Origin of the sequence: Edaphobacter flagellatus (genome assembly GCF_025264665.1) — a bacterium.
Lineage (GTDB): Bacteria > Acidobacteriota > Terriglobia > Terriglobales > Acidobacteriaceae > Edaphobacter > Edaphobacter flagellatus.
The window spans coordinates 2,483,608-2,508,534 of record NZ_CP073697.1 but is presented as its reverse complement, the minus strand read 5'-3'; the positions used below and the strand labels follow the sequence as shown (position 1 = coordinate 2,508,534).

The 24,927-nt window shown below is 59.9% G+C and carries 30 protein-coding genes; 11 read left to right on the top strand and 19 right to left on the bottom strand.

Annotated elements, in window-relative coordinates:
* Together KFE13_RS10495 and KFE13_RS10490 are read right to left on the bottom strand one after the other, a co-directional pair.
* Window positions 1-441, bottom strand: a complete 441-nt coding sequence (locus tag KFE13_RS10495) for a hypothetical protein (RefSeq protein WP_260703067.1) — start codon at window positions 439-441, stop codon at window positions 1-3.
* Window positions 438-791, bottom strand: a complete 354-nt coding sequence (locus KFE13_RS10490) for a PadR family transcriptional regulator (protein WP_260703066.1) — start codon at window positions 789-791, stop codon at window positions 438-440. Before KFE13_RS10490 ends, KFE13_RS10495 begins: the two co-directional genes overlap by 4 nt.
* A gap of 143 nt (window positions 792-934) precedes the next feature.
* Between KFE13_RS10490 and KFE13_RS10485 the strand changes: the two genes are divergently transcribed.
* A complete protein-coding gene (locus KFE13_RS10485; protein ID WP_260703064.1) occupies window positions 935-2,092 on the top strand; it encodes an alpha/beta hydrolase in 1,158 nt (385 codons plus the stop codon).
* Between the two features lie 24 nt (window positions 2,093-2,116).
* Entirely contained in the window at window positions 2,117-2,602 is a 486-nt protein-coding gene (locus KFE13_RS10480; RefSeq protein WP_260703063.1) for a GNAT family N-acetyltransferase, read from the top strand.
* Here KFE13_RS10480 and yidD read toward each other — a convergent pair.
* The 5 genes from yidD to rpmH all read right to left on the bottom strand — a co-directional run bounded on the left by yidD (window position 2,599) and on the right by rpmH (window position 4,360).
* Window positions 2,599-2,841 (bottom strand): membrane protein insertion efficiency factor YidD, encoded by a 243-nt coding sequence (gene yidD / locus KFE13_RS10475; protein WP_260703062.1) that lies wholly within the window; start codon window positions 2,839-2,841, stop codon window positions 2,599-2,601. The two genes, KFE13_RS10480 and yidD, sit on opposite strands and share 4 nt — an antisense overlap.
* Before the next feature lie 21 nt (window positions 2,842-2,862).
* Complete coding sequence (rnpA, locus tag KFE13_RS10470; RefSeq protein ID WP_260703061.1) at window positions 2,863-3,288, bottom strand: ribonuclease P protein component; 426 nt, start codon at window positions 3,286-3,288, stop codon at window positions 2,863-2,865.
* Entirely contained in the window at window positions 3,285-3,653 is a 369-nt protein-coding gene (locus tag KFE13_RS10465; RefSeq protein ID WP_260703060.1) for a PilZ domain-containing protein, read from the bottom strand. The genes rnpA and KFE13_RS10465 overlap by 4 nt, the downstream gene beginning before the upstream one ends.
* A 134-nt stretch (window positions 3,654-3,787) precedes the next feature.
* On the bottom strand, window positions 3,788-3,955 hold the full coding sequence (locus KFE13_RS10460) for a hypothetical protein (RefSeq protein ID WP_260703059.1): 168 nt from the start codon (window positions 3,953-3,955) through the stop codon (window positions 3,788-3,790).
* Window positions 3,956-4,204: 249 nt separating this feature from the next.
* Window positions 4,205-4,360, bottom strand: a complete 156-nt coding sequence (gene rpmH, locus KFE13_RS10455; RefSeq protein ID WP_162402756.1) for a 50S ribosomal protein L34 — start codon at window positions 4,358-4,360, stop codon at window positions 4,205-4,207.
* A 453-nt stretch (window positions 4,361-4,813) separates the two neighbouring features.
* Here rpmH and KFE13_RS10450 point away from each other — a divergent pair, with 453 nt between their 5' ends.
* From KFE13_RS10450 to KFE13_RS10440, 3 genes are all read left to right on the top strand, one after another.
* Window positions 4,814-5,035 carry a cupin domain-containing protein gene (locus KFE13_RS10450; protein WP_260703058.1) on the top strand — a complete coding sequence of 74 codons (222 nt, stop codon included), beginning with the start codon at window positions 4,814-4,816 and terminating at the stop codon, window positions 5,033-5,035.
* A gap of 589 nt (window positions 5,036-5,624) precedes the next feature.
* Window positions 5,625-7,061, top strand: a complete 1,437-nt coding sequence (gene dnaA, locus KFE13_RS10445; RefSeq protein ID WP_260703057.1) for a chromosomal replication initiator protein DnaA — start codon at window positions 5,625-5,627, stop codon at window positions 7,059-7,061.
* A gap of 206 nt (window positions 7,062-7,267) precedes the next feature.
* On the top strand, window positions 7,268-8,392 hold the full coding sequence (locus KFE13_RS10440) for a phosphatidylinositol-specific phospholipase C1-like protein (protein WP_260703055.1): 1,125 nt from the start codon (window positions 7,268-7,270) through the stop codon (window positions 8,390-8,392).
* A 21-nt stretch (window positions 8,393-8,413) separates the two neighbouring features.
* On the opposite strand, the gene KFE13_RS10435 is transcribed toward KFE13_RS10440, so the two are convergent.
* Window positions 8,414-9,007, bottom strand: a complete 594-nt coding sequence (locus KFE13_RS10435) for a hypothetical protein (protein ID WP_260703054.1) — start codon at window positions 9,005-9,007, stop codon at window positions 8,414-8,416.
* 53 nt (window positions 9,008-9,060) lie between these two features.
* Window positions 9,061-9,714, bottom strand: coding sequence for an NAD(P)-dependent oxidoreductase (locus tag KFE13_RS10430; protein WP_260703053.1), 654 nt, complete (start codon window positions 9,712-9,714; stop codon window positions 9,061-9,063).
* 675 nt (window positions 9,715-10,389) lie between these two features.
* Between KFE13_RS10430 and dnaN the strand changes: the two genes are divergently transcribed.
* On the top strand, window positions 10,390-11,544 hold the full coding sequence (gene dnaN, locus KFE13_RS10425) for a DNA polymerase III subunit beta (protein WP_260706938.1): 1,155 nt from the start codon (window positions 10,390-10,392) through the stop codon (window positions 11,542-11,544).
* Window positions 11,545-11,731: 187 nt separating this feature from the next.
* Entirely contained in the window at window positions 11,732-12,193 is a 462-nt protein-coding gene (locus KFE13_RS10420) for a GyrI-like domain-containing protein (protein WP_260703052.1), read from the top strand.
* 7 nt (window positions 12,194-12,200) lie between these two features.
* Here the strand turns inward: KFE13_RS10420 and KFE13_RS10415 are convergent, their stop codons facing one another.
* Window positions 12,201-13,001, bottom strand: a complete 801-nt coding sequence (locus KFE13_RS10415) for a transporter (RefSeq protein WP_260703051.1) — start codon at window positions 12,999-13,001, stop codon at window positions 12,201-12,203.
* Between the two features lie 170 nt (window positions 13,002-13,171).
* Here KFE13_RS10415 and KFE13_RS10410 point away from each other — a divergent pair, with 170 nt between their 5' ends.
* Window positions 13,172-13,534, top strand: coding sequence for a hypothetical protein (locus KFE13_RS10410; protein ID WP_260703050.1), 363 nt, complete (start codon window positions 13,172-13,174; stop codon window positions 13,532-13,534).
* A 3-nt stretch (window positions 13,535-13,537) separates the two neighbouring features.
* Here the strand turns inward: KFE13_RS10410 and KFE13_RS10405 are convergent, their stop codons facing one another.
* The 5 genes from KFE13_RS10405 to KFE13_RS10385 all read right to left on the bottom strand — a co-directional run bounded on the left by KFE13_RS10405 (window position 13,538) and on the right by KFE13_RS10385 (window position 17,969).
* The gene (locus KFE13_RS10405; RefSeq protein WP_260703049.1) at window positions 13,538-14,002 is read right to left on the bottom strand and encodes an NUDIX domain-containing protein; all 465 of its coding nucleotides are present in this window, start codon (window positions 14,000-14,002) and stop codon (window positions 13,538-13,540) included.
* Between the two features lie 104 nt (window positions 14,003-14,106).
* The gene (locus KFE13_RS10400) at window positions 14,107-15,126 is read right to left on the bottom strand and encodes a YncE family protein (RefSeq protein WP_260703048.1); all 1,020 of its coding nucleotides are present in this window, start codon (window positions 15,124-15,126) and stop codon (window positions 14,107-14,109) included.
* Window positions 15,127-15,243: 117 nt separating this feature from the next.
* A complete protein-coding gene (locus KFE13_RS10395) occupies window positions 15,244-16,029 on the bottom strand; it encodes a lysophospholipid acyltransferase family protein (protein WP_260703047.1) in 786 nt (261 codons plus the stop codon).
* Window positions 16,026-17,477 (bottom strand): bifunctional folylpolyglutamate synthase/dihydrofolate synthase, encoded by a 1,452-nt coding sequence (locus KFE13_RS10390; RefSeq protein WP_260703046.1) that lies wholly within the window; start codon window positions 17,475-17,477, stop codon window positions 16,026-16,028. Before KFE13_RS10390 ends, KFE13_RS10395 begins: the two co-directional genes overlap by 4 nt.
* 30 nt (window positions 17,478-17,507) lie before the next feature.
* Window positions 17,508-17,969: an SRPBCC domain-containing protein gene (locus tag KFE13_RS10385; RefSeq protein WP_260703045.1), complete on the bottom strand. Its 462-nt coding sequence runs from the start codon at window positions 17,967-17,969 to the stop codon at window positions 17,508-17,510.
* Window positions 17,970-18,280: 311 nt separating this feature from the next.
* Here KFE13_RS10385 and KFE13_RS10380 point away from each other — a divergent pair, with 311 nt between their 5' ends.
* Window positions 18,281-18,436 carry a hypothetical protein gene (locus KFE13_RS10380; RefSeq protein ID WP_260703044.1) on the top strand — a complete coding sequence of 52 codons (156 nt, stop codon included), beginning with the start codon at window positions 18,281-18,283 and terminating at the stop codon, window positions 18,434-18,436.
* A 212-nt stretch (window positions 18,437-18,648) separates the two neighbouring features.
* On the opposite strand, the gene KFE13_RS10375 is transcribed toward KFE13_RS10380, so the two are convergent.
* Together KFE13_RS10375 and KFE13_RS10370 are read right to left on the bottom strand one after the other, a co-directional pair.
* Window positions 18,649-18,942, bottom strand: coding sequence for a hypothetical protein (locus KFE13_RS10375; protein WP_260703043.1), 294 nt, complete (start codon window positions 18,940-18,942; stop codon window positions 18,649-18,651).
* Between the two features lie 102 nt (window positions 18,943-19,044).
* Window positions 19,045-19,956, bottom strand: a complete 912-nt coding sequence (locus tag KFE13_RS10370) for an aldo/keto reductase family oxidoreductase (RefSeq protein ID WP_260703042.1) — start codon at window positions 19,954-19,956, stop codon at window positions 19,045-19,047.
* A gap of 41 nt (window positions 19,957-19,997) precedes the next feature.
* On the opposite strand from KFE13_RS10370, the gene KFE13_RS10365 reads away from it, so the two are divergent.
* Window positions 19,998-20,630 carry a TetR/AcrR family transcriptional regulator gene (locus KFE13_RS10365; RefSeq protein ID WP_260703041.1) on the top strand — a complete coding sequence of 211 codons (633 nt, stop codon included), beginning with the start codon at window positions 19,998-20,000 and terminating at the stop codon, window positions 20,628-20,630.
* Between the two features lie 114 nt (window positions 20,631-20,744).
* On the opposite strand, the gene KFE13_RS10360 is transcribed toward KFE13_RS10365, so the two are convergent.
* A complete protein-coding gene (locus tag KFE13_RS10360) occupies window positions 20,745-21,005 on the bottom strand; it encodes a hypothetical protein (RefSeq protein ID WP_260703040.1) in 261 nt (86 codons plus the stop codon).
* A gap of 162 nt (window positions 21,006-21,167) precedes the next feature.
* Here KFE13_RS10360 and thrS point away from each other — a divergent pair, with 162 nt between their 5' ends.
* Window positions 21,168-23,216, top strand: a complete 2,049-nt coding sequence (gene thrS, locus KFE13_RS10355; protein ID WP_260703039.1) for a threonine--tRNA ligase — start codon at window positions 21,168-21,170, stop codon at window positions 23,214-23,216.
* Window positions 23,217-23,257: 41 nt separating this feature from the next.
* Here thrS and KFE13_RS10350 read toward each other — a convergent pair whose 3' ends face one another.
* Window positions 23,258-24,826, bottom strand: coding sequence for a tannase/feruloyl esterase family alpha/beta hydrolase (locus tag KFE13_RS10350; protein ID WP_260703038.1), 1,569 nt, complete (start codon window positions 24,824-24,826; stop codon window positions 23,258-23,260).
* Window positions 24,827-24,927 lie beyond the last annotated feature (101 nt).

Sequence of the window (24,927 nt, the reverse complement as noted above, 5' to 3'; positions counted from 1 at the left end):
CTATCGGCGGGTTGCGTATCCTGTGTGCGGCTGCGGTGCGGTGCTCGAGGATACGAGCTGCTGCATCTCTCCATAGAGCAGGCGGCCGAGAGGCATCGCGACGCCGGGCACCATCATGCTCAGAAACAGGCACAGGCTGAGCGTGCAGGTGAGTGCGATCAGCCAGGTGTTGGCGATACGCTCGGCGGGCACCGTCGAATCAATCTCGACATAGAACGGGAGACCCGCCGCTGCGACCTGTGGCGTGGCCTGAAGGCGTGGGCGGATGTTCTGGACAGCGACAGAGAGCAGGCCGTCGAGCAGCAGGCGTGTCGAGGATCCGTTGCGGGCCTCTTCATCGAAGATCCAAAGCATCTCGTCGCCGAACTCGGCGCGAAAGGTGCATGGATGCAGGCGAAGGATGGCGCGGTAAGCGGTGCGAGTGAGAGTCAGGGTGCTCATGCGTTGCGTGGTCTCCTCTCGCGCAGGCGGGATTGTGCTTCGACAACGATCGAGTGCAGGCGCTCGACCTCGGCTGTGAGCACGACGCGGCCCGCAGGTGTGAGGCGATAGAAGCGGCGGTCGTCATCTTTATCGCGGCTGGAACGCGGCGCATCGATGACGAGCCCGGCGTCCATTAGCTTCTTCAGGTTGTCGTAAAGCGTGCCGGGACCGATGCGGTAGCTGTCGCCAGTCTGGCGGGCAATCTCCTGAATAATGCCGTAGCCGTGCAGGTCCTCGCTGGCAAGCGCAAGCAGGATGTACTGGGCTGCGGTGGAGAGTGGCTGCGGATTTTTCGACGTCTTTTTCATAGCTCCCCTTAGTCGGAAACCGACTATATCGGATTTTGACTACCGAGAACAAGCGTTTTTTCAAAAAATATTCAGCGTGTATGAAAACCGTCCCGAATCAACGTAGTGATATAAGGTTGGCAAGTTGAAAAGAGGTGAATGCAATGGCGCGAAGCTGGATTTTAGCGCTTGCGATCGGTCTCTGCGGAGGCGGTATCCATGTGGCGGCGCAACAACAGCAGTCTCCATTGCCGCCGGGATGGGCACCGGGAACGCCGGACCATCTACCGCGTCCTCCGTTCCCGACGCGCGATCCGCACTCGCCGGGCTATGTTGCGGCGAAGGAGTTGGCCGATGGCGCGCTGCCTCCTGCAGACGCGGATGGCGACTATATTCTTGGCCCCACACATACGGCAGCATCGGAATCGCAGGTGCATGAGGGCGTACCGCAGGGCACCGTGATTGAGTTCACGATGAGCTCAGCGGACAGCAGGATTTATCCCGGTATCGCGCGCGAGCCGTGGACGTTCGGCAAGCCCGATCCGGAGAACCCGGCAAAGATGGTGGTGACGACCAGCCATCCTGCCGCGTACACGCGCAAGGTGGCCGTGTATGTGCCGAAGCAGTATGTGGCGGGCACGCGCGCTCCGTTCATCGTGGGAGCAGATGGCCCGGACCGCTCGCTGTTTACCGTGCTCGACAATCTGATCGCCGAGAAGAAGGTGCCGGTGATGATTGCGATCTCGATCGGCAACGGCAGCGGCGACGCGCAAGGCTCAGAGCGCGGGCTCGAGTACGACACGATGTCAGGTCGCTATGCGGAGTTCGTCGAAACCGAAGTTCTGCCGCTGGTCGAAGCGAAGGCCAACGTCAAGCTGACGCAGGACCCGAATGGACGTGCGACGATGGGCGGCAGCTCGGGTGGCTCGTGCGCCCTGATCATGGCGTGGTATCACCCGGAGTGGTATCGCCGCGTGCTCACATACTCAGGCACCTACGTGAACCAGCAATGGCCGTGGAATGCGGAGACTCCGCATGGCGCATGGGGATTTCACGAGACCTTAATTCCACAATCGCCTGCGAAGCCGATTCGCCTGTGGCTCGAGGTCGGCGACCGCGACAATCTGAACACCAATACGATGCGCGACAACATGCACGATTGGGTCGAAGCCAACGAGCGCATGGCAAAGGCGCTGAAGGCGAAGGGGTATCACTATCAGTTCGTCTTCGCGAAGAATGCTGGTCACGTCGACAAGACGGTGAAAGCACAAACCCTGCCCGAAGCGTTGGAGTATCTGTGGCAGGGCTATCCCATTCGTTAAACCGCCTGCTGCGACAATAAATTCATGCTGAACATTCGTCAGGCCGAGGCAGACGATGCCGATGCCATCTGGTCCATCATTGAGCCGATCATTCGTACAGGTGAGGTCTATACGCTGCCGCGTGAGATGAGCAGACACGAAGCACTGGCATACTGGTTTGCACCCGCACATAGAGCCTTCGTCGCCGAAGACGATAGCGGGATCGTCGGGACCTACTACCTGCGTGCGAACCAGGCTGGAGGTGGATCGCACGTGGCCAACTGTGGCTATGCGACGGTAGCATGGGCGACGGGCCGCGGAGTAGCACGCGCGATGTGTGAGCACTCGCTCGAGCATGCGCGCAGTCGAGGCTTTCGGGCGATGCAGTTCAACTTCGTCATCCGTACGAACGATCGTGCTGTACGGCTATGGCAACGCTGCGGCTTTGCGATTGTGGGAACTCTGCCAAAGGCATTTCTGCATCCGCAGGCTGGCTATGTCGATGCCTATGTCATGTTTCGCGAACTCTAGCGATCGGGGACGGGGTCGACGCCGCCTTTGGCAAAGGGGTGGCAGCGTGCGAGGCGGCGCAGCGTGAGCCACGAGCCTTTGACGGGGCCGAAGCGTGTGAGAGCAATGTAGGCGTACTCCGAACATGTGGGCAGGTAGAGGCACTGCGTAGGGCTGAGCGCGTGCATCACCGGCGAGAGCACCGATTTATACATGTGGAAGAGAACGCGGGCCACGAAAGATGGTTCAGGATCGGACATGGATGCAGGACCAGTCACGGCTTAACTCGGCTGTGCTGTCGAAGCACGCTCTACGGCAGAGGCAGAAGCGTTGCGCGCAGCACGTGGATTCTCCGTTGCCTTCTGGATCGAGCGGAAGACCTGCGCGACCTCGCGGCAGAGCGTTGCGAAGTCGAGGTCGATGACCGAGCGCCGCGGGTGCAAAATGACATCGACTGGAGCATTAAGCTCTGCGAGATTGTGACGCACGGCCTCGCGCATGCGGCGCTTGATGCGGTTGCGATCGACAGCCTTGCCCATCACCTTGCCGACGGTAAGCCCGACGCGTGGCGTGGCTTCCAACGTGCGCGGCTCGGCGGGACGCAGAGCGAAGAAGTAGCTCATCTGTTTCGAGAACTGCTTGCGGCTGGCGCCGTAGACGCGCTGGTAGTCGGCGTGTTTGCGTAGGCGGAAGATAAGCGCCGTCATGTGTTGAGTGTATCGCTCACTGCCAGTTCGGCGATCAACTCCCGAAGCTGGGTGCGATTGCGCCCACTCAAATTAAGGATCTCCACTCCCAGGGCGCCATCGTTGTGAACGCTGCGCACGACAGCAACAGCGCGAAAAGAAAGATGATTGACCTCAAAGCGCAGGTCGAGAAGATCGCCGGGCTCATAGCCGGTAAGCTGGCGTGGCGCGATGAGACATCCATCGAGGCAGAGATTCAGGATGCGTCCCCGGCGCAGATGCCAGCCGAGAATACGAAAGTCGCTTGGACCCGAGCAACGGTAGCGTGGAACGCGGCGGCGCTCGTCGACCAGAGACATCGTGGATGATTTATCGGCTTGCAGCACGCAGACCTTTACAAAACGAACAGGATGACAGCGAAGCAAGAAAGGACAGCCCTCTGTCCTCCACAGGTCACAGGCTGTCCTTCGCTGATCATTCGTGTGTGGTTTGCGGTGCCGGCGTCTTCGCCGATAAAGCGCTATTTCTTATCGTCAGGAGCAGACTGTTCGTGGTGGCTGCCATGTCCCGGCGAGGAATAGCCTCCCTGCCCTGGACGGTTCTGCTGTTGTGTCTGTTGGCTCGACTGCCCGGTCTGGCCTTTGCCCTGGTTCGGATTCGGTTTCTGCTGAGTGGGTTGTTGATTCATTCCGGTTTCTCCACGTTGGCCGACAGGGCACTTCGTTCGCTTTCGCGATGCCGCCCTATAACTAGGAAGATGGAGACGCACGAACTGGTTGCCCCGTTTTTCACAGCGCAGACAGGCAAAGACACACCAACGGCGCATAAGTGCCGATGGCACTTTCGCTTTGCCGTTTGAAATTTTTCTAAGGATGCAGCCGGAAAGGAGATGTTCCATCAGGAGGCATCGCCGGGCGACGCCCCCTATTCGGATGAACTAGTCGCGGTAGCCTGCGCTGACAGCGATCTTGTGACGTCCCTTGGCGCGACGGCGGCTGAGAACAGCAGCACCGGCCTTGGTCTTCATACGGCTCAGAAAACCGTGGGTCTTCGAGCGGCGGCGGCGGTTGGGTTGAAAGGTACGCTTGGGCATGAAACTGGCTCCTGGTGGGCAGGAGGCGTCTCAAGACTTCACGCACCATTCCCGCCGAATCTTTTCGCTATAGCAGCAATTTCTGATTGTACCCTAACGGACGAGATTTTCACAGCAGGAAACCGCTTCCGCCTGCATCCGCATATCCTCTTCCGCTCTCCCCACGATTTAGATAAGTAGCTTGGAATGAATGTCCTGCATCTCCCGATTGCAGGCATTGGGGGACAGTGAAATCATGAACTCCGCATCGGAGGCAGACTCCATGGAAGAGCCTGGGGCGAGCCGCAAACCGATCATCCTATCTCCCGCCCAGGGACGCGTTTACCCGATGGGCCGGATGCGCGCGATCTTCAAGGCTGATTCGGAAGAATCGGTTGGACGCTACTCCATATCGGAATGGTGGCTGGAACCTCGTACGCGCGGACCGGAGTGCATGCGCACGCAGAGGATCACGTGTTCTACGTCATTGCGGGAACCCTGAGCGTATTTCTCAACGATGCATGGTCGCACGTAGCCAAGGGAGGCTACGCGGTCATTCCCAGAGGAGCGCCGCACAACTTTGAAAATCAGGGATCGGTTCCCGCAGGTTTTATCGCCTTCAATGCGCCGAGTGGATTTGAAACGAGAATGCCGGATATCGCCGCAGCGCTCTCCGCCGAAGACCTTCGCCTCTAGCGGACTCTTTCGTTGTTGCAACTCAAACCGGGAACGCCTACGCCGTTCGCTCATCCGACGAGATCGTGGCGGAGCGCCTCCGCCCGACAACAGGAATCGATTTTCGTTCCTCGCAACGCGTTCGGTTGGCATTCAACTTGCATTACTCTTTTGCGTGCAGGATCGCGCGCAAAGGTATCACAAAGGACGCATCGATGCAGAACAATTACACTTGTGATGAGTGATTTTTTCCGCGGTGAAGACGTTACTCTGCACTTCTTCACCGTGAATGGTGCAAACAAATTTTTTTCGGTTTCTGCTCTTGAAATGGGTCCTGTTTTCCGTGCTACTATCAAACCCGTTCGCAAGACGTTTTTCTGCAGTTCCCCAGTAGTTCCGCACACTGCCTTTATGCTGTACGACTCTCTTCCGCGATGCTTGAATCTTGCTGACCGGAGAGACTTCTAGCTCTACAGACTTGAGCCTTATCTGTCCGCAAGTGGGCAGGAGGAACTTCTGTTTGCTGGTTTTGATTTTTAGGTGTGCATCGGTTGCCGTAGACATGCGGGCCATTGGGGTGAAGACAGGGAACAGATAGAAGGAATTAAGAATGTCATTCGTTCCGACGGCAACGGCCGTATTGAATTACTGGGTTCGCATTCTTGCCGCGCTCGAGAAGAAGATCAATCGCCAGTCGTATGAAACATGGCTGAAGCCGACGCGATTTTCGCACCTCGAAGGTAGGAAGCTCTTTGTGCGGATACCCTCGTCGGACTTCCAGCACATCGGCGATCGTTACGCCGACCTGATTCAGGAAGCCATCGATAATTTGGGCCTGGATATCGAGAGCGTCTCCTTTACAACACCGGAGCAGGACCCGCGCGCGCCGAAGGTTCGCGAGGACGGCGGCTTTGCTCCTGTGCCGAGCCACAGTCAGAATGCACCGCGCCAGCCACGCACCCCGGGAACGCTGTTGCAGGGTGCGCCTGCAGGCCCCATGCCGGAGCAGTCGCGCTTCGACTGGAACACCGCTTCTCAGCTCAACTCGAAGTATCAGTTCGATTCGTTCGTCGTGGGCAGCGGCAACCAGTTCGCTACCGCAGCGGCCCAGGCCGTCGCCGAGCGTCCCTCGAAGGCCTACAACCCGCTCTTCCTCTACGGCGGCGTCGGCATGGGCAAGACGCACCTGATGCACGCTATCGGCCACGAGGTGAAGCGCCGCCAGCCACACTCGGCCATCTGCTACGTCAGCGGTGAGAAGTTCACCAACGAGATGATCGACTGTGTTCGTTATCAGAAGATGACGAGCTTCCGCGACAAGTTCCGCAACGTCGACGTGCTACTGATCGACGATATCCAGTTCCTCGCCGGCAAGGAGCGCACGCAGGAAGAGTTCTTCCACACCTTCAACGCGCTGCACGAGTCGATGAAGCAGATCGTCATCGCCTCGGATCGCCCACCGAAGGAGCTGGCCGACTTCGAAGACCGTCTGCGCTCGCGCTTCGAGTGGGGACTGATCGCCGACATTCAGCCGCCGGACCTCGAGACGAAGGTCGCCATTCTGCAGAAGAAAGCGGAGTCCGAGCAGACACAGCTTCCGACCGACGTTGCTCTCTTCATCGCCTCGAACGTGCGTACCAACGTGCGCGAGCTCGAAGGCGCGCTGGTGCGCGTCATCGCGTGGAGCTCGATGCATGGCGTGGAGATCACGCTCGCCGTCGCGCAGCAGTGCCTCAAGCAGTTCATCGACACGCAGGTGCGCAAGATCACCATCGAGACGATCCAGCGAACCGTGGCCGAAAGTTTCGGCATGCGTATCGCCGAGCTGAAGCAGAAGAACAACTCGCGCCAGATTGTCGTGCCGCGCCAGATTGCGATGTACCTGGCCAAGCAGCTCACCGAGGCCTCGCTGCCGGAGATCGGACGCCAGTTCGGCGGCAAGCACCATACCACCGTGATGCACTCCATCGGTAAAATCGACGAGCAGCGTCGCGCCGACAAAGACCTGAACCGCACCATCAACAAGCTGATGGAGACACTCAGCTAGGCGACAGCAAAATCTTATCCACCAAAGAGGGGCCGCAATGGCCCCTTTTTTCTTTGCCTACAGCATCCTGCGAAGCCAGCGTCCGACACGATGAAACCGCGTCACGTATGGGACATACGCCTTAGCCCGAAAAGAAACTTCGTCTTTAGAATTGTCTCTTGCATTTGCTCACCCAATCTTGCCGCTACAATCCAGGAGTTTGCTGCATGTTGCGTACTGCCGTTGCACTGTCTCTTCTTCTGCCCGTAGCCGCTCTTGCGCAATCGCAGCGCGCACAGGACCGCCAGGTTCACATCAATCAGATTCAGGTCGTCGGCACGCACAACAGCTACAACATGGGCTTTGCGCCGAGCGAAGCAAAGTATATGCAGGAGCACTACGCCAAGGCCTACCGCGGCGTGGAGTATCACCACCAGACGCTGACGCAACAGCTCAACGCCGGCGTACGCCAGCTAGAACTGGACATCGTGCAGGACCCCGAGGGCGGACGCTTCGCGCATCCGAAGATCGTTGAGCTGACGCAGCAGGCCGGACTTCCCGCCGACCCCGACTTCGACCCGAAGCATGAGATGCTGAAGCCTGGCTTCAAAATCATCCACCTCGGCGACCTCAACCAGCGCAGCAGCTGCCAGCGATTCGTCGGCTGCCTGGAGGACATCCGTGCGTGGTCGCACGCGCATCCCGGCCACGTGCCCATCTTCATCCTCGTCGAAGACAAGCAGGGCAAGATCAGCCAGCTTCCCGACGCCACGACGGCCGAGCCCTGGACCCCAGCTACATGGGACGCGATGGACGCCGAGATCCGCTCCGTCTTTCGCCCCAAAGAAATCATCACGCCCGATCAGGTACGCGGCCACTTCCAGACGCTTGAAGCCGCAGTGCTCGCAGGCCGCTGGCCCACACTACGCAAGGCTCGAGGCAAGGTCGTCTTCCTGCTCTACAACCGCAAGCCCGCCAAGGACTATCTCGTTGGCCACGCGATGATGAAGGGCCGCGTCCTGTTCGTCAACGGACGCCCCGGCGAACCCGAAGCCGGCTTCGTTGAGCAGGACAACGGCACGCAGGATGACATCGCCGCGCTCGTCAAGAAGGGCTATCTCGTTCGCACCCGCTCCGACTTCGGCACCGAACAGGGACGCACCAACGACACCACGCGGCGCGACCAGACATTGGCAAGCGGCGCGCAGATGGTCAGCACCGACTTCCCCGCCAGCGAACCTGCACCGTGGACCGGCTACACCGTCTCGCTGCCAAATGGCGCGGCTGCGCGATGCAATCCCGTCAATGCACCTGCAGGCTGTAGCGACGCGCTGATCGAAGCGAAGAAGTAAGCGCCGGGCTCGTGGCCTTGCTCACTTCGGCAGATACTCAGCCGGAATCGGTGTGGCAGGCGTCTCTGCGTCCCACAGCACCTCGACGACATAGTAGCGGCTGCCGCTCTTCAGCAACTGGATGCTGTTAATGCCGCGGGCGAAGGGCATGGCGTCGTCAGCATTGTGGCGCGACTCGTAGGTGCTCCACACATGGGCAATGTTGCCGAACTGCTGCACGGTGTTGTGAATACCACGCTCGAAAAACCCGTTAGCAGCCATCGTAGGGCTGGCGCGTTCGATGTAGCCATCGATGGTAAGAACAACCGCGTCGGCCCGGTGCGTGTTGCGGTCGGCACGTGAAGGAATCAGATGCGCATCCGGCAGAAAGAGCGAGCGCATGCGGTCCCAGTCTCGCGCCTGCCCCTTCGGCCCCGAGATAACAGCGTAGAGCGCATTCACAATCGCATCGATCGACCGCACATCCTCAGGCTTCGCCACCGGCCATGCCGAATGCCCGGCAATCGATCCCTGAAGCGGAGCAGGAGGCTGTACAGGAGCAGTAGGAACGGCAGGTCGCTGCGCCAGCACCGCGGTCGAAACAACGAGTACAAAGGCAAGAAGGAGTTTCTTCATAGTCGGTCCAACAATGGGTTCGGGGGCCTGCTTCGTAACGGAAGCAGACTACATCAGTCACTGATATAAACGCCCTTGCGCAGCCACGCGTCGCTCGTGATCTGCTGCATCATGAACCCGGCAACATCCGCCCGGCTGATGCGGCTGCCGTTCCGCGGCAGAGCTTCGCCATCGATGCGGTAGTGGCCCCGTGCAGGGCCGTTCGTCAACATCGGCGGCATCACCATCGTCCAATCCAGCCCACTGGAGACCAGCGCCAGGTACTGGAACGTCTGCTCGTAGACCGGCCATTTGAGTAGGTATGTATAGACGATATTTTTGACGATCCACCGACGCCATGCGGGCTGCTTCGCCAGCGAGTCCGGCAGCGCACCCGCCGACCCCAGCGCGATCATGCGTCGGATACCCGTCTGTTGCATCGCGTGGACGATGACGGGAACGGCACGCGGCAGCACATTCTCATTGCGCAGCGGCGACTTCGCTCCAAGCGCTGAAAAGACAACATCTGCACCTTCCATGGTGCGCGCAACCGCAGCCGCATCAAAGGCCGACCCCTGAACGATCTGCCCCGTAGCCGTGACGCGATCGCGGAAAGGAAAACTTTCGGGCGCACGCAGCAGTGCGGAGACAGAGTACCCTGCCGCAAGGCAGTTCTGGGTCAGCAGACGACCCGTAGCTCCATTGGCTCCAAAGATGGCGATGTGCATTGCGTATGGTTTCCGGTAAGGGTTACGGGCTGATTATCCTCTGCCGAAAGAGCTATGTGTGAAAAAAATGGCAATGCCAAGTGCATGATTCGGTACGATTTGGCGATTTAATACAGGTATCGTATCGGTTCTTCCTGCAGGGGGACGACGCTCTCTTGTGGATCGTTGGGATAAACCGGGGCAGTCAGCTCTATTTGGTCGCTCGCTTCCGCGTTATGCGTTTTCCGCGGACGCGTTTTCTAAAACTGGACGCATGGATAAGTTGATGTTGCTAAAGCAGATGAGCCGGTTATCCACTTTTCAGCGGCGAACGGTTACGGCTACGAGATATCTATCTTGTTAATTGCTTAAATCTTAAAAGCCTTTCTCGCCTGCCGCATCGCCGCGCTTCGCATTCGTAACCGAGGCGGCATCGCTGTCCTCCGGCTCCACCCTCTTCGCTCGAAGATAGAACTCCATCCCCTGGACTCGAAGTTTCCCTCCGAAGCCACATAGATATTCACAAGCGCTCCAAGTCCTAGAATCAGGCAGACACGCAAAGTTGCTGCCAGCCCGTCTTCCGGTCTGTAAAGGAAGCCGTATTCAGTGTTACAGTTTGGCCAGCACACCTTTTAGTCAACGTCTGACTTTGTGGGAGATTTCACCGTGACGACCGCTGCTACCCAGGACTCCGAGATGACAGCCAACACCGCCGCTACCGGCAACCTCGAGATCACCGTCTCTCGCGCCGAGCTGTTGCGCGAGCTGACTGCGGCGCAGTCCGTAGTCGAGCGCAAGACGACGATCCCCATCCTGTCGAACTTCCTCTTCGAGGCCTCGGAAGATGGCAAGCTCACCATCACGGCTACCGACCTCGACCAGTCGCTCAAGACCAGCTGCACCGCGAAGGTGAAGAAGGCAGGAGCCTGCACCATTCCTGCACGCAAGCTGTACGACTACATCAAGCTCCTTCCTGAAGGCGACATCAGCATCAAGCTGATGGACAACCATTGGGTGCAGATTCGCGCTGGCCGCTCAAACACAAAGATGGTCGGCATGGCGCGCGCCAACTTCCCTGCCGTGCCGGAGTTCCCCGCTGCGGGCGCGGTGAAGCTTCCCGTCGCCAGCTTGAAAAATCTGATCTCGAAGACAATCTTCTCCATCTCCAGCGAAGAGTCGCGCTACACGCTCAACGGAGCCCTGCTGGTCCTCAAGGCAGAGTCGATGGCAATGGTTGCTACCGATGGACATCGTCTGGCACATGTTGAAAAGCTGGGCGAGAACCTCGAAGGCATCCAGGGCGAAAAGAAAACGCTCATCCCGCGCAAGGCGCTCGGCGAGCTGCAGGGCCTGCTCTCGAACACTGAGGCGGAAGCAATCGACTTCGCCGATGATGAACAGACGCTCTTCTTTCGCGTCGGTGGTCGCGTGCTAACCAGCCGCAAGCTTACCGGCCAGTTCCCCAACTACGAGGCCGTGCTGCCGCGTGACAACAATAAGTTCGTCATCGTGCGGTCCGAGGATCTGATGGGTTCCATCCAGCGTGTGGCGCAGTTCGCCGACGAGCGCTCAGGCGCCATCAAGATCCGTCTCGAACAGAACGAGCTGAAGCTCTCGTCCTCGTCGACCGATGCGGGCGAATCCGAAGACTCCATCGAAACACCGTACAACTACGATCCTCTCGTCGTCGGCTTTAACTCCTCTTACCTGCTCGACTTCCTGAAGGCGATCGGCAACACAGGCGAGGTGCGGTTGGAGTTCAAGGACGCTCAATCCGCCGGCCAGATGCGCCCCGAGGACGGCAATGAAGACGTCAAATACCGCTACATCCTGATGCCCATGCGCATCTGAGTGCGACGCACACGGTGGAAGGCGCGGCTTTGGCCGCGCTTTTTGCTTTTTAAAGTGGAGGTCGTCGCCTCCATGAAATTTTTATGCATCGCTTGACGGAATTTGCCAGTCTCATGTACATAACTTAATGGTTATATAACTTTAAGGATATATAAAATCCGGATAAGGAAAGCAAAAGGAGATGAACATGATTACGACACCCGAGATTGTTGAATCGCCCGCACAGAAGATCGCATTCATCCATGTCACAGTTCCGCGCGCAGAGATCATGCAGGCGATGCAGGCCGGGCTGGCGGAGCTGGGCAATGTGCTCAAGACGCAGGGCGTCGCGCCTACAGGGCCGTGGTTCACCTATCACTTCCGCCGCCCGGCGGAGACCTTCGACTATCGCATCTGCTTCCCGATTGATAAAGACATCAAGCCAGAGGGCCGTGTCGAGCAGGGCGAGCTTTCCGCTGCCGGCGTGGTCCGCGCGGTCTACAGTGGCAATTACACGGGCCTGGGTGCGGCATGGGGCGAGCTGATGTCGTGGATCGACGCAAACGACCTGAACAGCCGTGAAGACCTCTGGGAGCGTTACCTCGTCGGGCCCGACTCCAGTGCGCATCCCGAGGAGTGGCGTACGGAGTTGAACCGTCCCCTGGCTTGAGAGGAAGCTACTTCTTCGCGCCGAACACCTGAAAGCGGACCGAGTAGCCAACACCGATGGAGTGGTCAGGTGCAGCGGCAGAAAGCCCGAAGCTGCAGTGCAGGTCGAGTTGCTGATGCGGTGAGGGCTTGTAGGCCGTGCCGAAGTCGATGGCGTGTTGCGGTGTTCCGCGCTGCGGAAAAAGCCCGGAGTACTCGACGTAGGCATCCCAGGGCGGGGTAATCTGACGGTCGAAGTAGACGCTCGATTGCCCCGTCACATTCCGCCGCGCTCCATTCGTCGGCCACATCGCCGAAAACATACCGGCAACCGTCCATGTGGAGCTTAGCGCGCGAGACCACGGCACCTGTACGAAGGGATCGTAGCCATGGCTGGAGATACGGTCCGCGCCAGAAGGGAAGCTGACTGACGGAATCACGGAGATGTCGAACTTGCCCCAGGTAGGTCCAAGCTGCTGCTTCAAGCCGACAACCAGGTCGCTGAAACCATCGGCTTGCCCCGACGCGGTGCTCTGGTTGAAGAAGTAATCTGGCGCGGTAAGACGTAGTTCTGTCCGTTTAGCGACGCCCAAACGAACCGAGGTCTCCGGCAGATCGAACGTTCGCTGGCCTCCTCCGCCAGTTTCAAGAAACCCATTTTCGAACTGAAGGCTTCCGCAAGGCACGACGATGCTCGAGTTGGTGACCTGTGGCCGGTCAGTCCCAATGGAGATGGATGCGGCTCCCTTGCCACACTCCTGGGCTCTTACCTCAAAAGTGAGCGCGAGCAGAAGAAGCCAGTAGGCAAAGCGCCGCATGCCGGGCATCATACGCGTCTCATGTGGACCTGCCGCTGTTGACCGACTGGTCGTTGACCTTCCGAATACCTTCGCTGCGAATCGACGAGGCGGAGCAAATCCTCGATATGGTACAACCTCCCTCAGGCTCAAAACATCCTGAACACCAGCAGTGTGAATACGGGCCTGAAAGAGTTTGACCGTTGAATCGTTTTGACCTGCGTTTCCTTGATGAACTGAAGACAACTGCCACGGTAAGCCAGCAACGGGAGGAAGAAACCGTGAGCGAAAGTAAGGCGCGCCTGGGTGCAGCAACCGGCAGCACAAAAGATTTGTGTATTGAGAGCGTGCGTCTTCGTGTCGAAGACCACGAGTTCGGCAGTATCCGTTCGGCGATGGCCATCGCCAAACTCCTCGGCCACGATGAGATTGTCGCGTTGATGGAAGACGACAAGGTGCCCCCGGCCACAGCGGCTGCATCACTGGCTACCAAGGCGCTCGCCCCCGCCATGAACGGCGACGAAGTAGCGCAGGCGCTGCGGCTGCGCCGTCAAACGCAACAGTAAGGTCTAGATGGCGGCGGCAAGCCGCGAAAGAAACAGTTGCTGGCCCTGGTTGATGCGCCTTGCGGCCTCGTCCAGAGAGAACCATGCCCCGCGATCGGCCTCAGGAATCTCCATCCTGCGGCCGCTGCGTGGTGGCCACTCGATCACGCAACGATTGCTGATAAGCTCCGTAGGATCGCAGTCACCCTCGAACGCCCAGCCAGAAACCACCTTGCCGCTGGCCTGCGTTACCGTGCCAAGCTCGATGAACGTCGGCTGCCCAACGGCGAAGCCTGTCTCTTCCGTAAACTCGCGCATCGCCGCGGCAAGCGGCTCTTCGTCATCGCCGTACTCGCCCTTGGGAATCGTCCATGCACCCGCATCCTTCTTCGCCCAGAAGGGTCCACCCGGATGCACCAGAAACACCTCCAGCGTGCCCTCGTGCCGACGGTACATCAAAAGCCCCGCACTCTTTTGCCGCTTTGCCATGCATCACTCTGTCTAGAATCATACGGACCGTGTAGCAAGACGCAGAAAGGCCCTGCCCTCCACATCGAGAGGCAGGGCCTTCCATCGTTTTGCTTGCTATAAGCTCAGCGCGAAACCACGATGATCTCAAACGAGTCCGGCTTGGCCTTCGGACGGCCGCTTGTGCCTGCGGCAGGCTGCTCGAACTCCGCCGTAGGCAGGTAGATCCTGTGCGTAGCCGGGTCGACATCCATCGTCTTTGCACCATAGGCCGTCTTCAGACTCTGCGCGACAACGAACTTCCCTGAGACTTCGCCGACAACTGTGAGCGAGCCGTCGCGTGCGCTGGCAAAGGCCTGGCCGCCGTAGGCCTTCGTTGCATCCACACCTTCGCCGATAGGCAGATCCGCGACCACCTTGCCCGTCTCGGTGCTGAGGACGATCATCTTTGCGGGCTTACGGCAGCCGATAAAGAGATGCTTGCCCTTCCCATCGATCGACATACCGACCGGCGCTCCACCAGGAGCAACGGGCCAGCGCGCGACCACCTTGCGGGCCTTCAGATCGACCACTGCGACTTCGTTCTTGTCCTGCAGGTTAATGTAGGCCTTACCGTTGCCGTCCGTGGCGAGAAACTCCGGCGCTCCGCCCAGGTCGATGGTGGCGTCGATCTTGCCGCTTGTGGGATCGATCGTAGGCTTGAAGGTCATCAGCACGCCCTTGTCGCCCGAGACAGCGAGGACGAGTCCCGTAGCGCGGTCATAGATGATGCCATCGGCGTCCGGCTGCGCCGCCAGCTTGCCGAGCACGGCATACGTCTTGAGGTCGAAGACAAGGATGGCGCCGTCACCGCCGCCGTCCGTGATGAAGCCGCGGTTCGCCTCGGGAACAAAAGCCACGCCGTGCGACGTCTTCTGGCCGGGGATATCGCCCAGCAGCTTGCCCGAGTCGGCATCGATCACCTGGGTATGCGTCGAGCGCGGAACGAAGAGGCGGTGGCTGGCGGAGTCGACAGTGATGTAATCGAATCCTCCCGTGCCGCCGATGTGCATGGTCTTTTCGACCTTCCAGGCGGTTTGTGCCAGCACCGGCAGAGTGCCGGCCAGCAACGACAGGGCGAGGACGATACGTTCGGTATTTCGCATGGAAGAGAGAACTCCTGGGGCTTCGTCTGTAAGTCTCCCTGAGTATCTACTTCGGACATGAAGCGAAGCTGAAGGGCCTTTGCAGCGAGGTAAAAATTAAAGAACTCTCGATACGCCTTAGCGGTTGGAAGGATGGTTCTGGAGATAGGTCTCCGTGATGATGTTGCGTACCTGCTGGGTCAAAGCGTCTGCGTCGCGGGTCGTCAGCCCGACGGTCGGAATAGGATCGCCGACGATGATCTGGATAGGCCGCGGATAGAGGTGGTAGGTGTGGATGGGCAGCAGCTCATAGGTGCCGATCAGCGTGATGGGCACAATAGGCACCTGCGCCTTGATGGCCATGAAGGCCGCTCCCGCAACGAAGGGCTTGGGAATACCGTCGGGCGCGCGTCCTCCTTCGGGAAAGATAACCAGTGGCAGGCCGGATTTGAGCGTCTGCACGCCACGATTCAGGCTGGCGACCGCGTTGCGCGATGTCGACTGGTCGATGGGAACCTGCCCCGAACGATGGAGATACCAGCCGATGAAAGGAATCTTCCAGAGCCCCTGCTTCGCCAGGATGCGGAACTGAAAGGGCAGCTTCGCGAAGAGTACCGGCGTGTCGTAATAGCTGAGGTGATTGACTGCGTAAACAGCAGTCTCGTGCAGGTGAAGCTTCTCGCGGTTGGTCAGGGTGATGGGCGAAAGCGAGAGGATCAGGAAGCTTCGCGCCCAGACGTGCGCGATAAAGTGCTGCTGACGCCCCGACTTGTCCCATAGACCGCAGATCAGCGAGAGCGAGCCGAAAAAAGCCGTCGACAACATCATCAGCGGGATCAGAAAGATGTACGTCAGCCAGCGGTAGAAGGCCGGGGCGCGTGGTGCCTCCATAGGCTGAAACTCCGATTCAAGCGGCTGGTTCATGCGGTCGCTGCGCCTCCGTTGAGGGCGAGAGTGCGCAGCTCGCCCACAAGGTAGACCGAGCCGGTGGCAACGATCATGCCCTCGTGCGGAGTAATGCGGCGGGCCTCAGCCAGCGCCTCGGCGACCGAGGATGCAGTCGAGGCTGGAATCTCAAGCTCGCGCGCCACAGCCATCAGCTCATCGAGCGGCGTAGCACGCGGGCTGTTGATCGGCGCAAAAAGAATATGGTCATGCAGACGAGCGGCGCCGCTGTTCGGATCGGCGTCGAAAAGCGGCAGCAGAATCTGCGCCATCTCGCGCAGGTCCTTGTCCCGCAGGCACGAGAAGATAAGCGTGCGCGGCTGCGACTCCGGCAGGTGCGCAATCACCGAGCGCAGCGTCCATGCTCCGGCGGGGTTGTGCGCAACATCGATCAACAGCGGGGCAGAGTCGACAAGCTCCAGCAGCTCCAGCCGCCCGGGCCAGCGCGTATCCCGAATTCCCTTTTCGATGGCCCCGGTCGATATTTTGTAACTCTTTGGGTTGCTTTTCAGCATGTTGTAACCGGTTGGGTTACGTAATTCATCCGCCGCGGCAATAGCCAGCGCAATGTTGCGCTGCTGGTGCTGGCCGATCAGGGGCGAATCGACATGCAGAGGCTGATGGTTGAGCGTGAGCGCATAGCGATTGCGCGGAAGGAGGGTCGTCGCCTCCGATGCAGTGGAAGACGCGGCCTGCGCAACCAGTTTTTCTGCAGGCGGCGTATAGCGTGTCGCGCTGATGGCATGCAGGTTCAGCGTGGCGGCCACTTCACCGATCGCCTGGTTCGCCTCAGGATGCTGCGGCAGCGTGATAAGCGTGCCGTGCGGGCGCAGGATACCCGCCTTCTCGCGCGTAATCTCGGCGATGGTGTTGCCCAGGTAGTCCTGATGGTCGAGCGAGATGTCCGTAAGGATGGAGATCAGCGGATCGACAATGTTCGTCGCGTCGAGACGCCCGCCCAGTCCAACCTCAAGCACCGCGATATCGATCTTTTGCTCGGCAAAGTAAAGGAAGGCAAGCGCCGTGAGGGTCTCGAAGAAGCTGGGGTGATGCGGCAACCCGCCTTCGTCCACCAGCGTTTCGGCTGCCGAATCCACCTGGAAGTACAACCGCGCGAAGTCGTCGTCCGGGATAGGCTGTCCATCGATCTGCATCCGCTCGTTCACCCGCGAAAGATGCGGCGAGGTGTACAGCCCGGTACGATACCCCGCGGCGGTAAGTATGCTGGCCAGCGTAGCCGCGGTCGACCCCTTGCCATTGGTTCCGGCGATCAGTATGGAAGGAAAAGACTTCTGGGGGTCACCCAGGGCCATCGCCAGGGTACGCATGTGGGCCAGATCGAACTTGCGGCGCGGTGCCGACGAGGTAGTGGGAGCCAGCTCCAGACCCCGCGCAAAGAGGTGATCGACCGCCGCTGTGTAAGACATGAAGATATTTTAGGCGATTGCAGGTCCGCGCTACCGCTCGACCAGCCTGGCCAGGTTGCGCAGCGCCAGAGTGCAGCCCAGCTCATTGTCCTCGGGGCGGATGCCGGACGGAATGCCTTCGCAGAGGATGGTCACCCGGGTTCCCTCGGGATCGTCGTCGAGGCTGGTGGTGGTGGTCATCTGGCCGGCGAACCGCGGGTCAGATGACACGAACTCGACCTGCTCGACAATTCTCCGGTCGGGTACCAGTTCGACAAAGCGACCGGTGAAGGTGTCGGTAGAGCTGTTCGTCTTGCCGCCGGGTGATTGGCTGGGGTCAATGTACGTGAGTGACATGCGGTAGGTGCCGCCCACGTGCGGGTGGAACTCATGGACCTCGGCCGTCATGTTGTCCGGCACACGCCATCGCGCGAGTGCCGCCGGGTCAAGGCAGACGGTATAGATCGCTGAACGGCTGGCGCGGACGATTCTGGAGACGGTGGTCGATGCCATCGATTCTTTAGACGCAACCGCCGCGCTTCTGCAACGAATGGGGGATGCGCCTATTCCCGAACGGTTTTTTAAGCGGGTCTGCATCTACCGTTTTCTTCGGGTTTTATGGGGGATTGATGGAGGGCATTCGGGGTGCCGAACCGGCCCCCAGGCTGTGCCACCAAGGGGGGATTATCGAGTGCGATTCCGCGCGCCATAGTGAGTGCATTGAAGTCACTACTGGGCGAGCGGAACAACGAAGCCGCAAACCCTCGCGTATCCCGGGTCGTAGCAGAGCAGCAAGCGGTTCGGGGAGAGGAGAGCAGCATTTTATGAACGTCAATGCTACACAGATTGCCTTGGTTATTCCGTTCGTCCTGATTGCTATCGCGCCGTTTGTCGGCCGCTGGCGGGCGAATGTCTGGTTAAAACGACATGCGCAGCGCGAACGTGCTGCGGCGATTCAGGCGGCTGAAAAGCTCGCCTGATTCGCACAACGACGTTGTACTGCAACACTCAATAGAATGAGCGCACTCAAAGGACCGCACCAGGGCTAAAAGGATGCGGTCCTCTTTCTTTTAATCGGGGAGAAGTCCCCAAGCCTCTGCGTAGACAAACGCACCCTTCGACTGCATGGCCCGCTTCACAGACCACAGCCTCAGGACGGTACGTTTCCGGGACAGTGAGATCGCTTCAGCGATTATTTGCGCGAAGCAGGCGCAACGCGGTGCAGGCCGGAGTACCCGCCCAGCAGCGCTGCACCCGAAAACTGGTGCTCGCCCGACCACTCCGGCAGATTGAAAGGGGCCTCGGGGTGTGCCTCGTTGCCGCTGCCGCGATTGTCGTGATGACGAATCAGTTCGCCGCGGATGATAGCCTGCATGGTCTCGCGCTCCTCAGGCGAGGTGCGTTCCCAGTAAAGGCGGAAGCCCTGCCCGCATACAGCGCATTCGATATCTCGTTTAGCCTGCGAGCGTTTCAGTAGAACCTGCATGGGTAGATTGCTCTGCTTTCCATTGAATTAGCAGCTTCTAACCTACAGAGTGCGACATACGGTGAAAATACAACTAAGGGGGATAAGCGTCCTCTATCCAAATCAATGGACATTGCTCGGGTGCGACGCAGCGATGGTATCGAGTGTCGCCAGCGTCTCCGGCGACAGTGCTAGCGCGGCAGCGGCAATGTTCTCGCGCAGATGGCCACGCGACGAAGTCCCCGGAATCAGAAGGATGTTCGGCGAGCGGTGCAGCAGCCACGCCAGCGCAATCTGCATGGGGGTCGCTCCAGCAGCGGCAGCGACTGAATCCAGCGTGGACGACTGCAGCGGCGAAAAGCCTCCCAACGGGAAGAACGGGATATAGGCGATCCCCTGCGTGTTGAGCGCGTCGATCAGGCTGTCGTCCTGGCGATGCGCCACGTTGTAGAAGTTCTGCGCACCCACGACCGGTGCGATCTTCTGCGCCTCGGCAAGCTGTGCCGCAGTAATGTTCGAAAGGCCGAGATGCCGGATCAGTCCCTGCTGCTGCAGCTCGGCCAGCACCGTAAAGGGCTCTTCAATCGAGCCTTCCGTGGGGGCTGCAACTCCGCCGACACGCAGGTTCACGACATCAAGCCGCTCCAGCCCCAGGTTGCGCAGATTGTCATGCACGCTGTCGACAAGGCATTGGCGCGACGAGTCGAGGATCCACGAGCCATCGCTGCCGCGTCGGGCACCAACCTTGGTGACAAGCAAAAGCCCCTCTCCATACGGGTGCAGCGCCTCCCGGATAACCTGGTTCGTGACATGCGGACCGTAGAAGTCGCTCGTATCGATATGGTTCACGCCGCTGTCGATGGCCTCGCGCAGCACAGCTAGGGCTTCCTTGCGGTCACGCGGAGGACCGAACACATGCGGTCCCGCAAGCTGCATCGCTCCATAGCCCATGCGGTTGACGGTGAAGGACGTGCCGGGAAAGGTAAAGGTTCCACCGGCGTTTGCTGCAGGTGCGGAGTTCGTCTGCTTGCTCATGCGTGTTTAGATGAAAGAAGCTTCAGGTTAGGAGTTCGCATTTGGCCAAGAGCACAAAGCCGCAGTTGGAACCGCGTAAATCGCCTGTGCAGGCGCGGTCTGCCGCCAGCGTAGAGGCCATTCGCGAGGCCACTATTCAGGTTTTGCTCGCAGTCGGTAAAGAGCACCTGACGACCACCAAAGTCGCCCACCGCGCCGGAGTCTCCGTAGGCACGCTGTATCAGTACTTTCCCAACAAAAGTTCGCTGCTGCAGGCAGTCTTGAAGGCGCATCTGGACTTTGTCTACGGCACAACGATCAGCGCCTGCGACAAAATCAGGGGCCTCCCCCTGGTAGAGATGACAGATCGGCTGGTGACAGCCTTTCTTGAGGCCAAGATGCAGTGCGCGGAGACGAGCCGTGCGCTGTACTTTGTGAGCGACGATCTCGGCGCCATGCAGGTCGTGCGCGAGTACGGCGAGCGTGGCATACGTTCGATTGCCGCCATGCTGGCCACCGCGCCCGAGCCCCTCCGCGTAGATGCGCAGATCATCGCTTCCACGCTGATCGGGGCAATGGCCGGCGTGAGCCGCAGGATGATCGAGTCCGGACGGGTATCGCCCAGAACGATGCAGGCGATGCGTCACGAGCTGGTTGTGATGGTCCGGGCCTATGCGCAGGCATGCACCGGTTAACGCCGAATCCGCGTGGCCGGACCACGCAGTTTGTCATCATGGAATGCAGAAATGCAAAGACCACGACCATCCGGACGCGGATGCTGGCATTCGCGAAACGGCTTGGCTAGTTGGCTAGTACGCTCCGCCCAGCAGCGCGGCGCCCGAAAACTGCGGTTGGCCGGCCCAGCTGGGGATGTTGAAGGGTGCAGCGGGATGCGGCGCAGCATCGGCGGCAAGATCTTCATGCTGTTCGCGCAGCTCATTCAGAATCTTGGGGAGCGTAGCCTGCTGGTCGGCCAGATCGCGGCGCTCCCAGAACAGGCGAAAGCCCTGGTGGCATACCGGGCACTGGACATCGGCGGTTGCATCGGAAGGTGTGCAAAGCACTTGCATGGGAGGGTCTCCTTAAAAGAACGTCAGGGTTAGTTGATGCGGTGAGCCCTTTCGAATCTGGCCCTTGTTTTAGAACATCACTCTACCAATGATAGATGCTGCGAGACCCCGGGGGAGTTGGTACGCGAGCCGCAAAGCAAATATGCTTTAGAGATACGCGTTATGAGTGAACAGATGATGAAGGTCCAGCTTCCCGATGGGTCGGTGCGCGAGGTCGCTCGCGGTACCACTCCGTATGACATTGCGATGAGCATCTCGCCGCGCCTGGCGGCAGCGGTCGTCGTCGCGCGGATTCGTCCGCTGGCCGTGCCTGCCCCTGCAGGCGAAACGGCCGAAGACGAGGCAACGGAGACCCAGTCCGAGGCAGGCATGTACTCCTCGTCTGCAGAGACGGGGGAGCGCCTGGTGGACCTCTCAGCCCCATTGAATGAGGATGTTGCGCTGGAGCTGCTCAAGGAAACCGACGCGGCAGCACTGAAAGTAGTGCGCCACTCCGCCGCGCACGTCATGGCGACGGCCATCCTCGAGCTGTTCCCCGAAACGAAGCTCGGCCACGGTCCCGCAACCGATTCAGGCTTCTTCTACGACGTCTATCGCGAGACTCCATTTTCCGAAGCCGACCTGGCTGCGATCGAAGCCCGCATGGCAGAAGTCGTCGCGCGCGACGAGAAGTTCGTACGCGAGCACGAATCGCGCGAGAAGGGCCTCACCGACTACTCCGCGCAGGGCGAGTTCATGAAGGTGCACTTCATCGAGCGCTTTACCAGGCCCGGCGACGAAATCTCGCTCTATAAAAACGGCAACTTCGCCGACTTCTGTCGCGGCCCGCATGTGCCTTCCACAGGTCGCGTCAAGGCGTTCAAGGTAACAAGCGTTGCAGGCGCGTACTGGCTCGGCGACGAAAAGAACCAGCAACTGCAGCGTGTCTACGGCACCGCCTTCTTCAATGCGAAGGACATGGAGGCCCACTTCAAGCGCCTCGAGGAGATCAAGGCGCGCGATCATCGCGTGCTCGGCAAGCAGCTCGACCTGTTCTCCATTCAGGAGGTCGCCGGCGCCGGTCTGATCTTCTGGCATCCGAAGGGTGGGCTCATCCGCAAGACGATGGAAGACTGGATGCGCGATGAATGTATCCGTCGCGGTTACGAAATGGTCTTCACCCCGCACATCATGCGGCGCGAGCTCTGGAAGATCTCCGGCCACGAGGCCAACTACGCGCAGAACATGTATCCGCCGATGGAACTCGACGACGCCGAGTACCGGCTCAAGCCGATGAACTGCCCCGGCCACATCCTCATCTACAAAAATTCGCCGAAGAGTTATCGCGATCTACCGCAGCGCTACGCAGAGCTGGGCAACGTCTATCGCTACGAGCGCAGCGGCACGATGCACGGCCTCCTCCGTGTCCGCGGCTTCACGCAGGACGACGCGCACATCTTCTGCACCCCGGAGCAGATCGAAGACGAGATTGCAGCCTGCGTGGAGTTCGCCGACGAGGTGCTGAAGGCGTTTGGGTTTGCGGAGTTCAAGGTTGAGCTTTCCACCTGGGACCCGAAGGACCCTGCATTCATCGGCGGCGCCGAGCAGTGGGACCGCGCCAACAGCTCGCTCACCCGCGTGCTGGAGCGCAAGAACATTCCGTATAAGGTCATCCCCGGCGAAGCCGCCTTCTATGGCCCCAAGATCGACATCAAGCTCGTCGACGTGCTGGGCCGCCTCTGGCAGCTCTCAACCGTTCAGTTCGACTGGAACCTTCCCGAGCGCTTCGAGCTCGAGTACACCGGCGAGGACGGCGAAAAACACCGCCCCGTCATGGTGCATCGCGCTCTGTTCGGTTCGGTGGAGCGCTTCTTCGGTGTGCTCATCGAGCACTACGCCGGCGCATTCCCCATGTGGCTCGCTCCGGTGCAAATCGGCCTGGTGCCCATCTCGTCGGACAAGCATCTCGATTACGCGCGCACGGTCAAGGCAAAGCTTGAAGCCGCAGGCCTGCGCGTCGAGCTCGACGAGCGCAACGATCCGATGAAGGCAAAGATTCGCGACTTCGCCATGCAGAAGGTTCCCTTCGTCCTCGTCATGGGCGACAAGGAAGCAGCCAGCGAAGCCGTCAGCGTGCGCACGCGCGGCAAGGGCGATGAGGGCTCCGTACCGCTCAGCATATTCATCGATCGTGCAAAGACGCTCGTAGCCAGCCGTGGCACAGGACTGTAGCGGATGCAGACGATCCGGCTGGAAACGCGGATCGCCGCCTCCTACTTCTTCGCCCCCGGCACCCGGCAAACAAAATTCGTAGCATCATTCGTATCGCCCGAGCCCTTATACTCCGCCATCTGCGGGTAAGGACACAGCGGCCGCGACCTGTCCACCGCGCCATGCGTCAGGTGCGAAGCCACAATCCTGTCCGGAGCCTGCCCCTCCTCCACCCAGCGCTCCACCGCCGACACCGCATCGAACTGGTCCGGCCCCGGCCCGCCGCTGCAATGTTGCATCCCCGGCGCCAGAAACAGCCGCGCAAAGCTCCGCGTCTGCGGACCCGACTTATCCTCCATCCGCTGGTAGAAGTTAATCGTATTCACCGCCGAAATATCCGGATCGCTCAGCCCGTGATACAAAATCAGCTTCCCTCCCTGCCGCATAAACGGACGCAGATCGGCATTATCCGCATTCAGCGCCGGAGCCAGCCGCTCCAGCAGCTTCCTGTCATGCTCACGGTCATAATCGAAGCTCAGCGCGTCATACTTCTCATCGCCCATCACCATGTAGCGAAAGAAGCTGTCCGCCGCCTTCCAGTGCGTTCCCTGCCTCGGAGCCACGCCCGTCACCCACGACGCCCATCCTCCCGCGCCCGCCTCACCACCCGGCAGCAGCCCCGGAAAGATCTGCCGTCCATAACTATCCTTCGCGCCCTCCCAGATCTTCTTCACCGACTCGATCTGTTTCGGCGTAAAGCACGTCCCCGTATCCTGCCCCGCCGCGCACGCCAGAACGCTCAGGTCCACCTTGCACGCCAGCGGATTCTCCACAAGCCCATCCGAAAGCCCGTCCTTCGAATCGCACTGCTTGTTCACCGCATCTGCCAGCAGCCTCACCTTCGCCGGCTGAATATAGCTCTCCGCATCCTTCAGCAGCACCTGCGAGTAGTACAAATGCGCCCCTGCATATAAATTCGTCCAGTTGTACGCCGGGTCGCCTGCCACAATCCCGTCGAAATCCGCCGGATACCGCTCGGCCTCCATCAGCCCCTGCCCGCCGCCCTTCGAGCAGCCGACATAGTATGCATACTCCGCCGCCTTGCCATACAGCGCCGCCACCACGCGCTTGCCCAGTACCGTCGTTACATGCAGAGCACGATGCCCAAAGTCTTCCACCAGATCGGGCCTGTCCAGCGACCAGCTCGCATCGAACCCCTCGCCGGGCTTGTTCGTGTGCCCCGTGTCCGTGCTCGCCACCGCATTGCCCCGCCGCAGCGCACTTCCCATCGCGCTATAGTTGATGTCCCCGGCCATGCCGCCATTGCCCACAACTTCAAACCGCCCGGTCCACTTCTCGAACGGCAGCCACACTTCAAAGCGCACCGCAGGCTTCGCCACCGCCACCACGCGGCAAAACGCAGGCAGATTGTGGATTGCGCGCGGTGCAAAGCTGCCTTCATCCACCACGCCCGCCATCTCAATCGTTGTGTCCTGCAGACGCAGCCCCCGCAGCGCCCAGCATGCCTCATGCGTCACCGCCGCGTGGGCTATCCCAACCCCTCCCAGCGCGGACCAAAGCATGACGGCAAAAACATCAGTCTTCCAGCGAAACCAGAAACGCGTGCCCATCGTCCTCCAGCGTTGCGCTCGATTGTAGCGTCTTCTCCTGCTCTCCTCGCCGAATCCATAGTTTCTTCAACCAGTCACTTTGGTTTCCGCGCTTTCTGAAG

What these genes read in the sequence shown, in the direction of transcription:
- KFE13_RS10495 (WP_260703067.1), bottom strand. Translation starts at nt 441, where the DNA reads ATGAGCACCCTGACTCTCACTCGCACCGCTTACCGCGCCATCCTTCGC.
- KFE13_RS10490 (WP_260703066.1), bottom strand. Translation starts at nt 791, where the DNA reads ATGAAAAAGACGTCGAAAAATCCGCAGCCACTCTCCACCGCAGCCCAG.
- KFE13_RS10485 (WP_260703064.1), top strand. Translation starts at nt 935, where the DNA reads ATGGCGCGAAGCTGGATTTTAGCGCTTGCGATCGGTCTCTGCGGAGGC.
- KFE13_RS10480 (WP_260703063.1), top strand. Translation starts at nt 2,117, where the DNA reads ATGCTGAACATTCGTCAGGCCGAGGCAGACGATGCCGATGCCATCTGG.
- yidD (WP_260703062.1), bottom strand. Translation starts at nt 2,841, where the DNA reads ATGTCCGATCCTGAACCATCTTTCGTGGCCCGCGTTCTCTTCCACATG.
- rnpA (WP_260703061.1), bottom strand. Translation starts at nt 3,288, where the DNA reads ATGACGGCGCTTATCTTCCGCCTACGCAAACACGCCGACTACCAGCGC.
- KFE13_RS10460 (WP_260703059.1), bottom strand. Translation starts at nt 3,955, where the DNA reads ATGAATCAACAACCCACTCAGCAGAAACCGAATCCGAACCAGGGCAAA.
- rpmH (WP_162402756.1), bottom strand. Translation starts at nt 4,360, where the DNA reads ATGCCCAAGCGTACCTTTCAACCCAACCGCCGCCGCCGCTCGAAGACC.
- dnaA (WP_260703057.1), top strand. Translation starts at nt 5,625, where the DNA reads ATGTCATTCGTTCCGACGGCAACGGCCGTATTGAATTACTGGGTTCGC.
- KFE13_RS10440 (WP_260703055.1), top strand. Translation starts at nt 7,268, where the DNA reads ATGTTGCGTACTGCCGTTGCACTGTCTCTTCTTCTGCCCGTAGCCGCT.
- KFE13_RS10435 (WP_260703054.1), bottom strand. Translation starts at nt 9,007, where the DNA reads ATGAAGAAACTCCTTCTTGCCTTTGTACTCGTTGTTTCGACCGCGGTG.
- KFE13_RS10430 (WP_260703053.1), bottom strand. Translation starts at nt 9,714, where the DNA reads ATGCACATCGCCATCTTTGGAGCCAATGGAGCTACGGGTCGTCTGCTG.
- dnaN (WP_260706938.1), top strand. Translation starts at nt 10,390, where the DNA reads ATGACAGCCAACACCGCCGCTACCGGCAACCTCGAGATCACCGTCTCT.
- KFE13_RS10420 (WP_260703052.1), top strand. Translation starts at nt 11,732, where the DNA reads ATGATTACGACACCCGAGATTGTTGAATCGCCCGCACAGAAGATCGCA.
- KFE13_RS10415 (WP_260703051.1), bottom strand. Translation starts at nt 13,001, where the DNA reads ATGATGCCCGGCATGCGGCGCTTTGCCTACTGGCTTCTTCTGCTCGCG.
- KFE13_RS10405 (WP_260703049.1), bottom strand. Translation starts at nt 14,002, where the DNA reads ATGGCAAAGCGGCAAAAGAGTGCGGGGCTTTTGATGTACCGTCGGCAC.
- KFE13_RS10400 (WP_260703048.1), bottom strand. Translation starts at nt 15,126, where the DNA reads ATGCGAAATACCGAACGTATCGTCCTCGCCCTGTCGTTGCTGGCCGGC.
- KFE13_RS10395 (WP_260703047.1), bottom strand. Translation starts at nt 16,029, where the DNA reads ATGAACCAGCCGCTTGAATCGGAGTTTCAGCCTATGGAGGCACCACGC.
- KFE13_RS10390 (WP_260703046.1), bottom strand. Translation starts at nt 17,477, where the DNA reads ATGTCTTACACAGCGGCGGTCGATCACCTCTTTGCGCGGGGTCTGGAG.
- KFE13_RS10385 (WP_260703045.1), bottom strand. Translation starts at nt 17,969, where the DNA reads ATGGCATCGACCACCGTCTCCAGAATCGTCCGCGCCAGCCGTTCAGCG.
- KFE13_RS10380 (WP_260703044.1), top strand. Translation starts at nt 18,281, where the DNA reads ATGAACGTCAATGCTACACAGATTGCCTTGGTTATTCCGTTCGTCCTG.
- KFE13_RS10375 (WP_260703043.1), bottom strand. Translation starts at nt 18,942, where the DNA reads ATGCAGGTTCTACTGAAACGCTCGCAGGCTAAACGAGATATCGAATGC.
- KFE13_RS10370 (WP_260703042.1), bottom strand. Translation starts at nt 19,956, where the DNA reads ATGAGCAAGCAGACGAACTCCGCACCTGCAGCAAACGCCGGTGGAACC.
- KFE13_RS10360 (WP_260703040.1), bottom strand. Translation starts at nt 21,005, where the DNA reads ATGCAAGTGCTTTGCACACCTTCCGATGCAACCGCCGATGTCCAGTGC.
- thrS (WP_260703039.1), top strand. Translation starts at nt 21,168, where the DNA reads ATGAGTGAACAGATGATGAAGGTCCAGCTTCCCGATGGGTCGGTGCGC.
- KFE13_RS10350 (WP_260703038.1), bottom strand. Translation starts at nt 24,826, where the DNA reads ATGGGCACGCGTTTCTGGTTTCGCTGGAAGACTGATGTTTTTGCCGTC.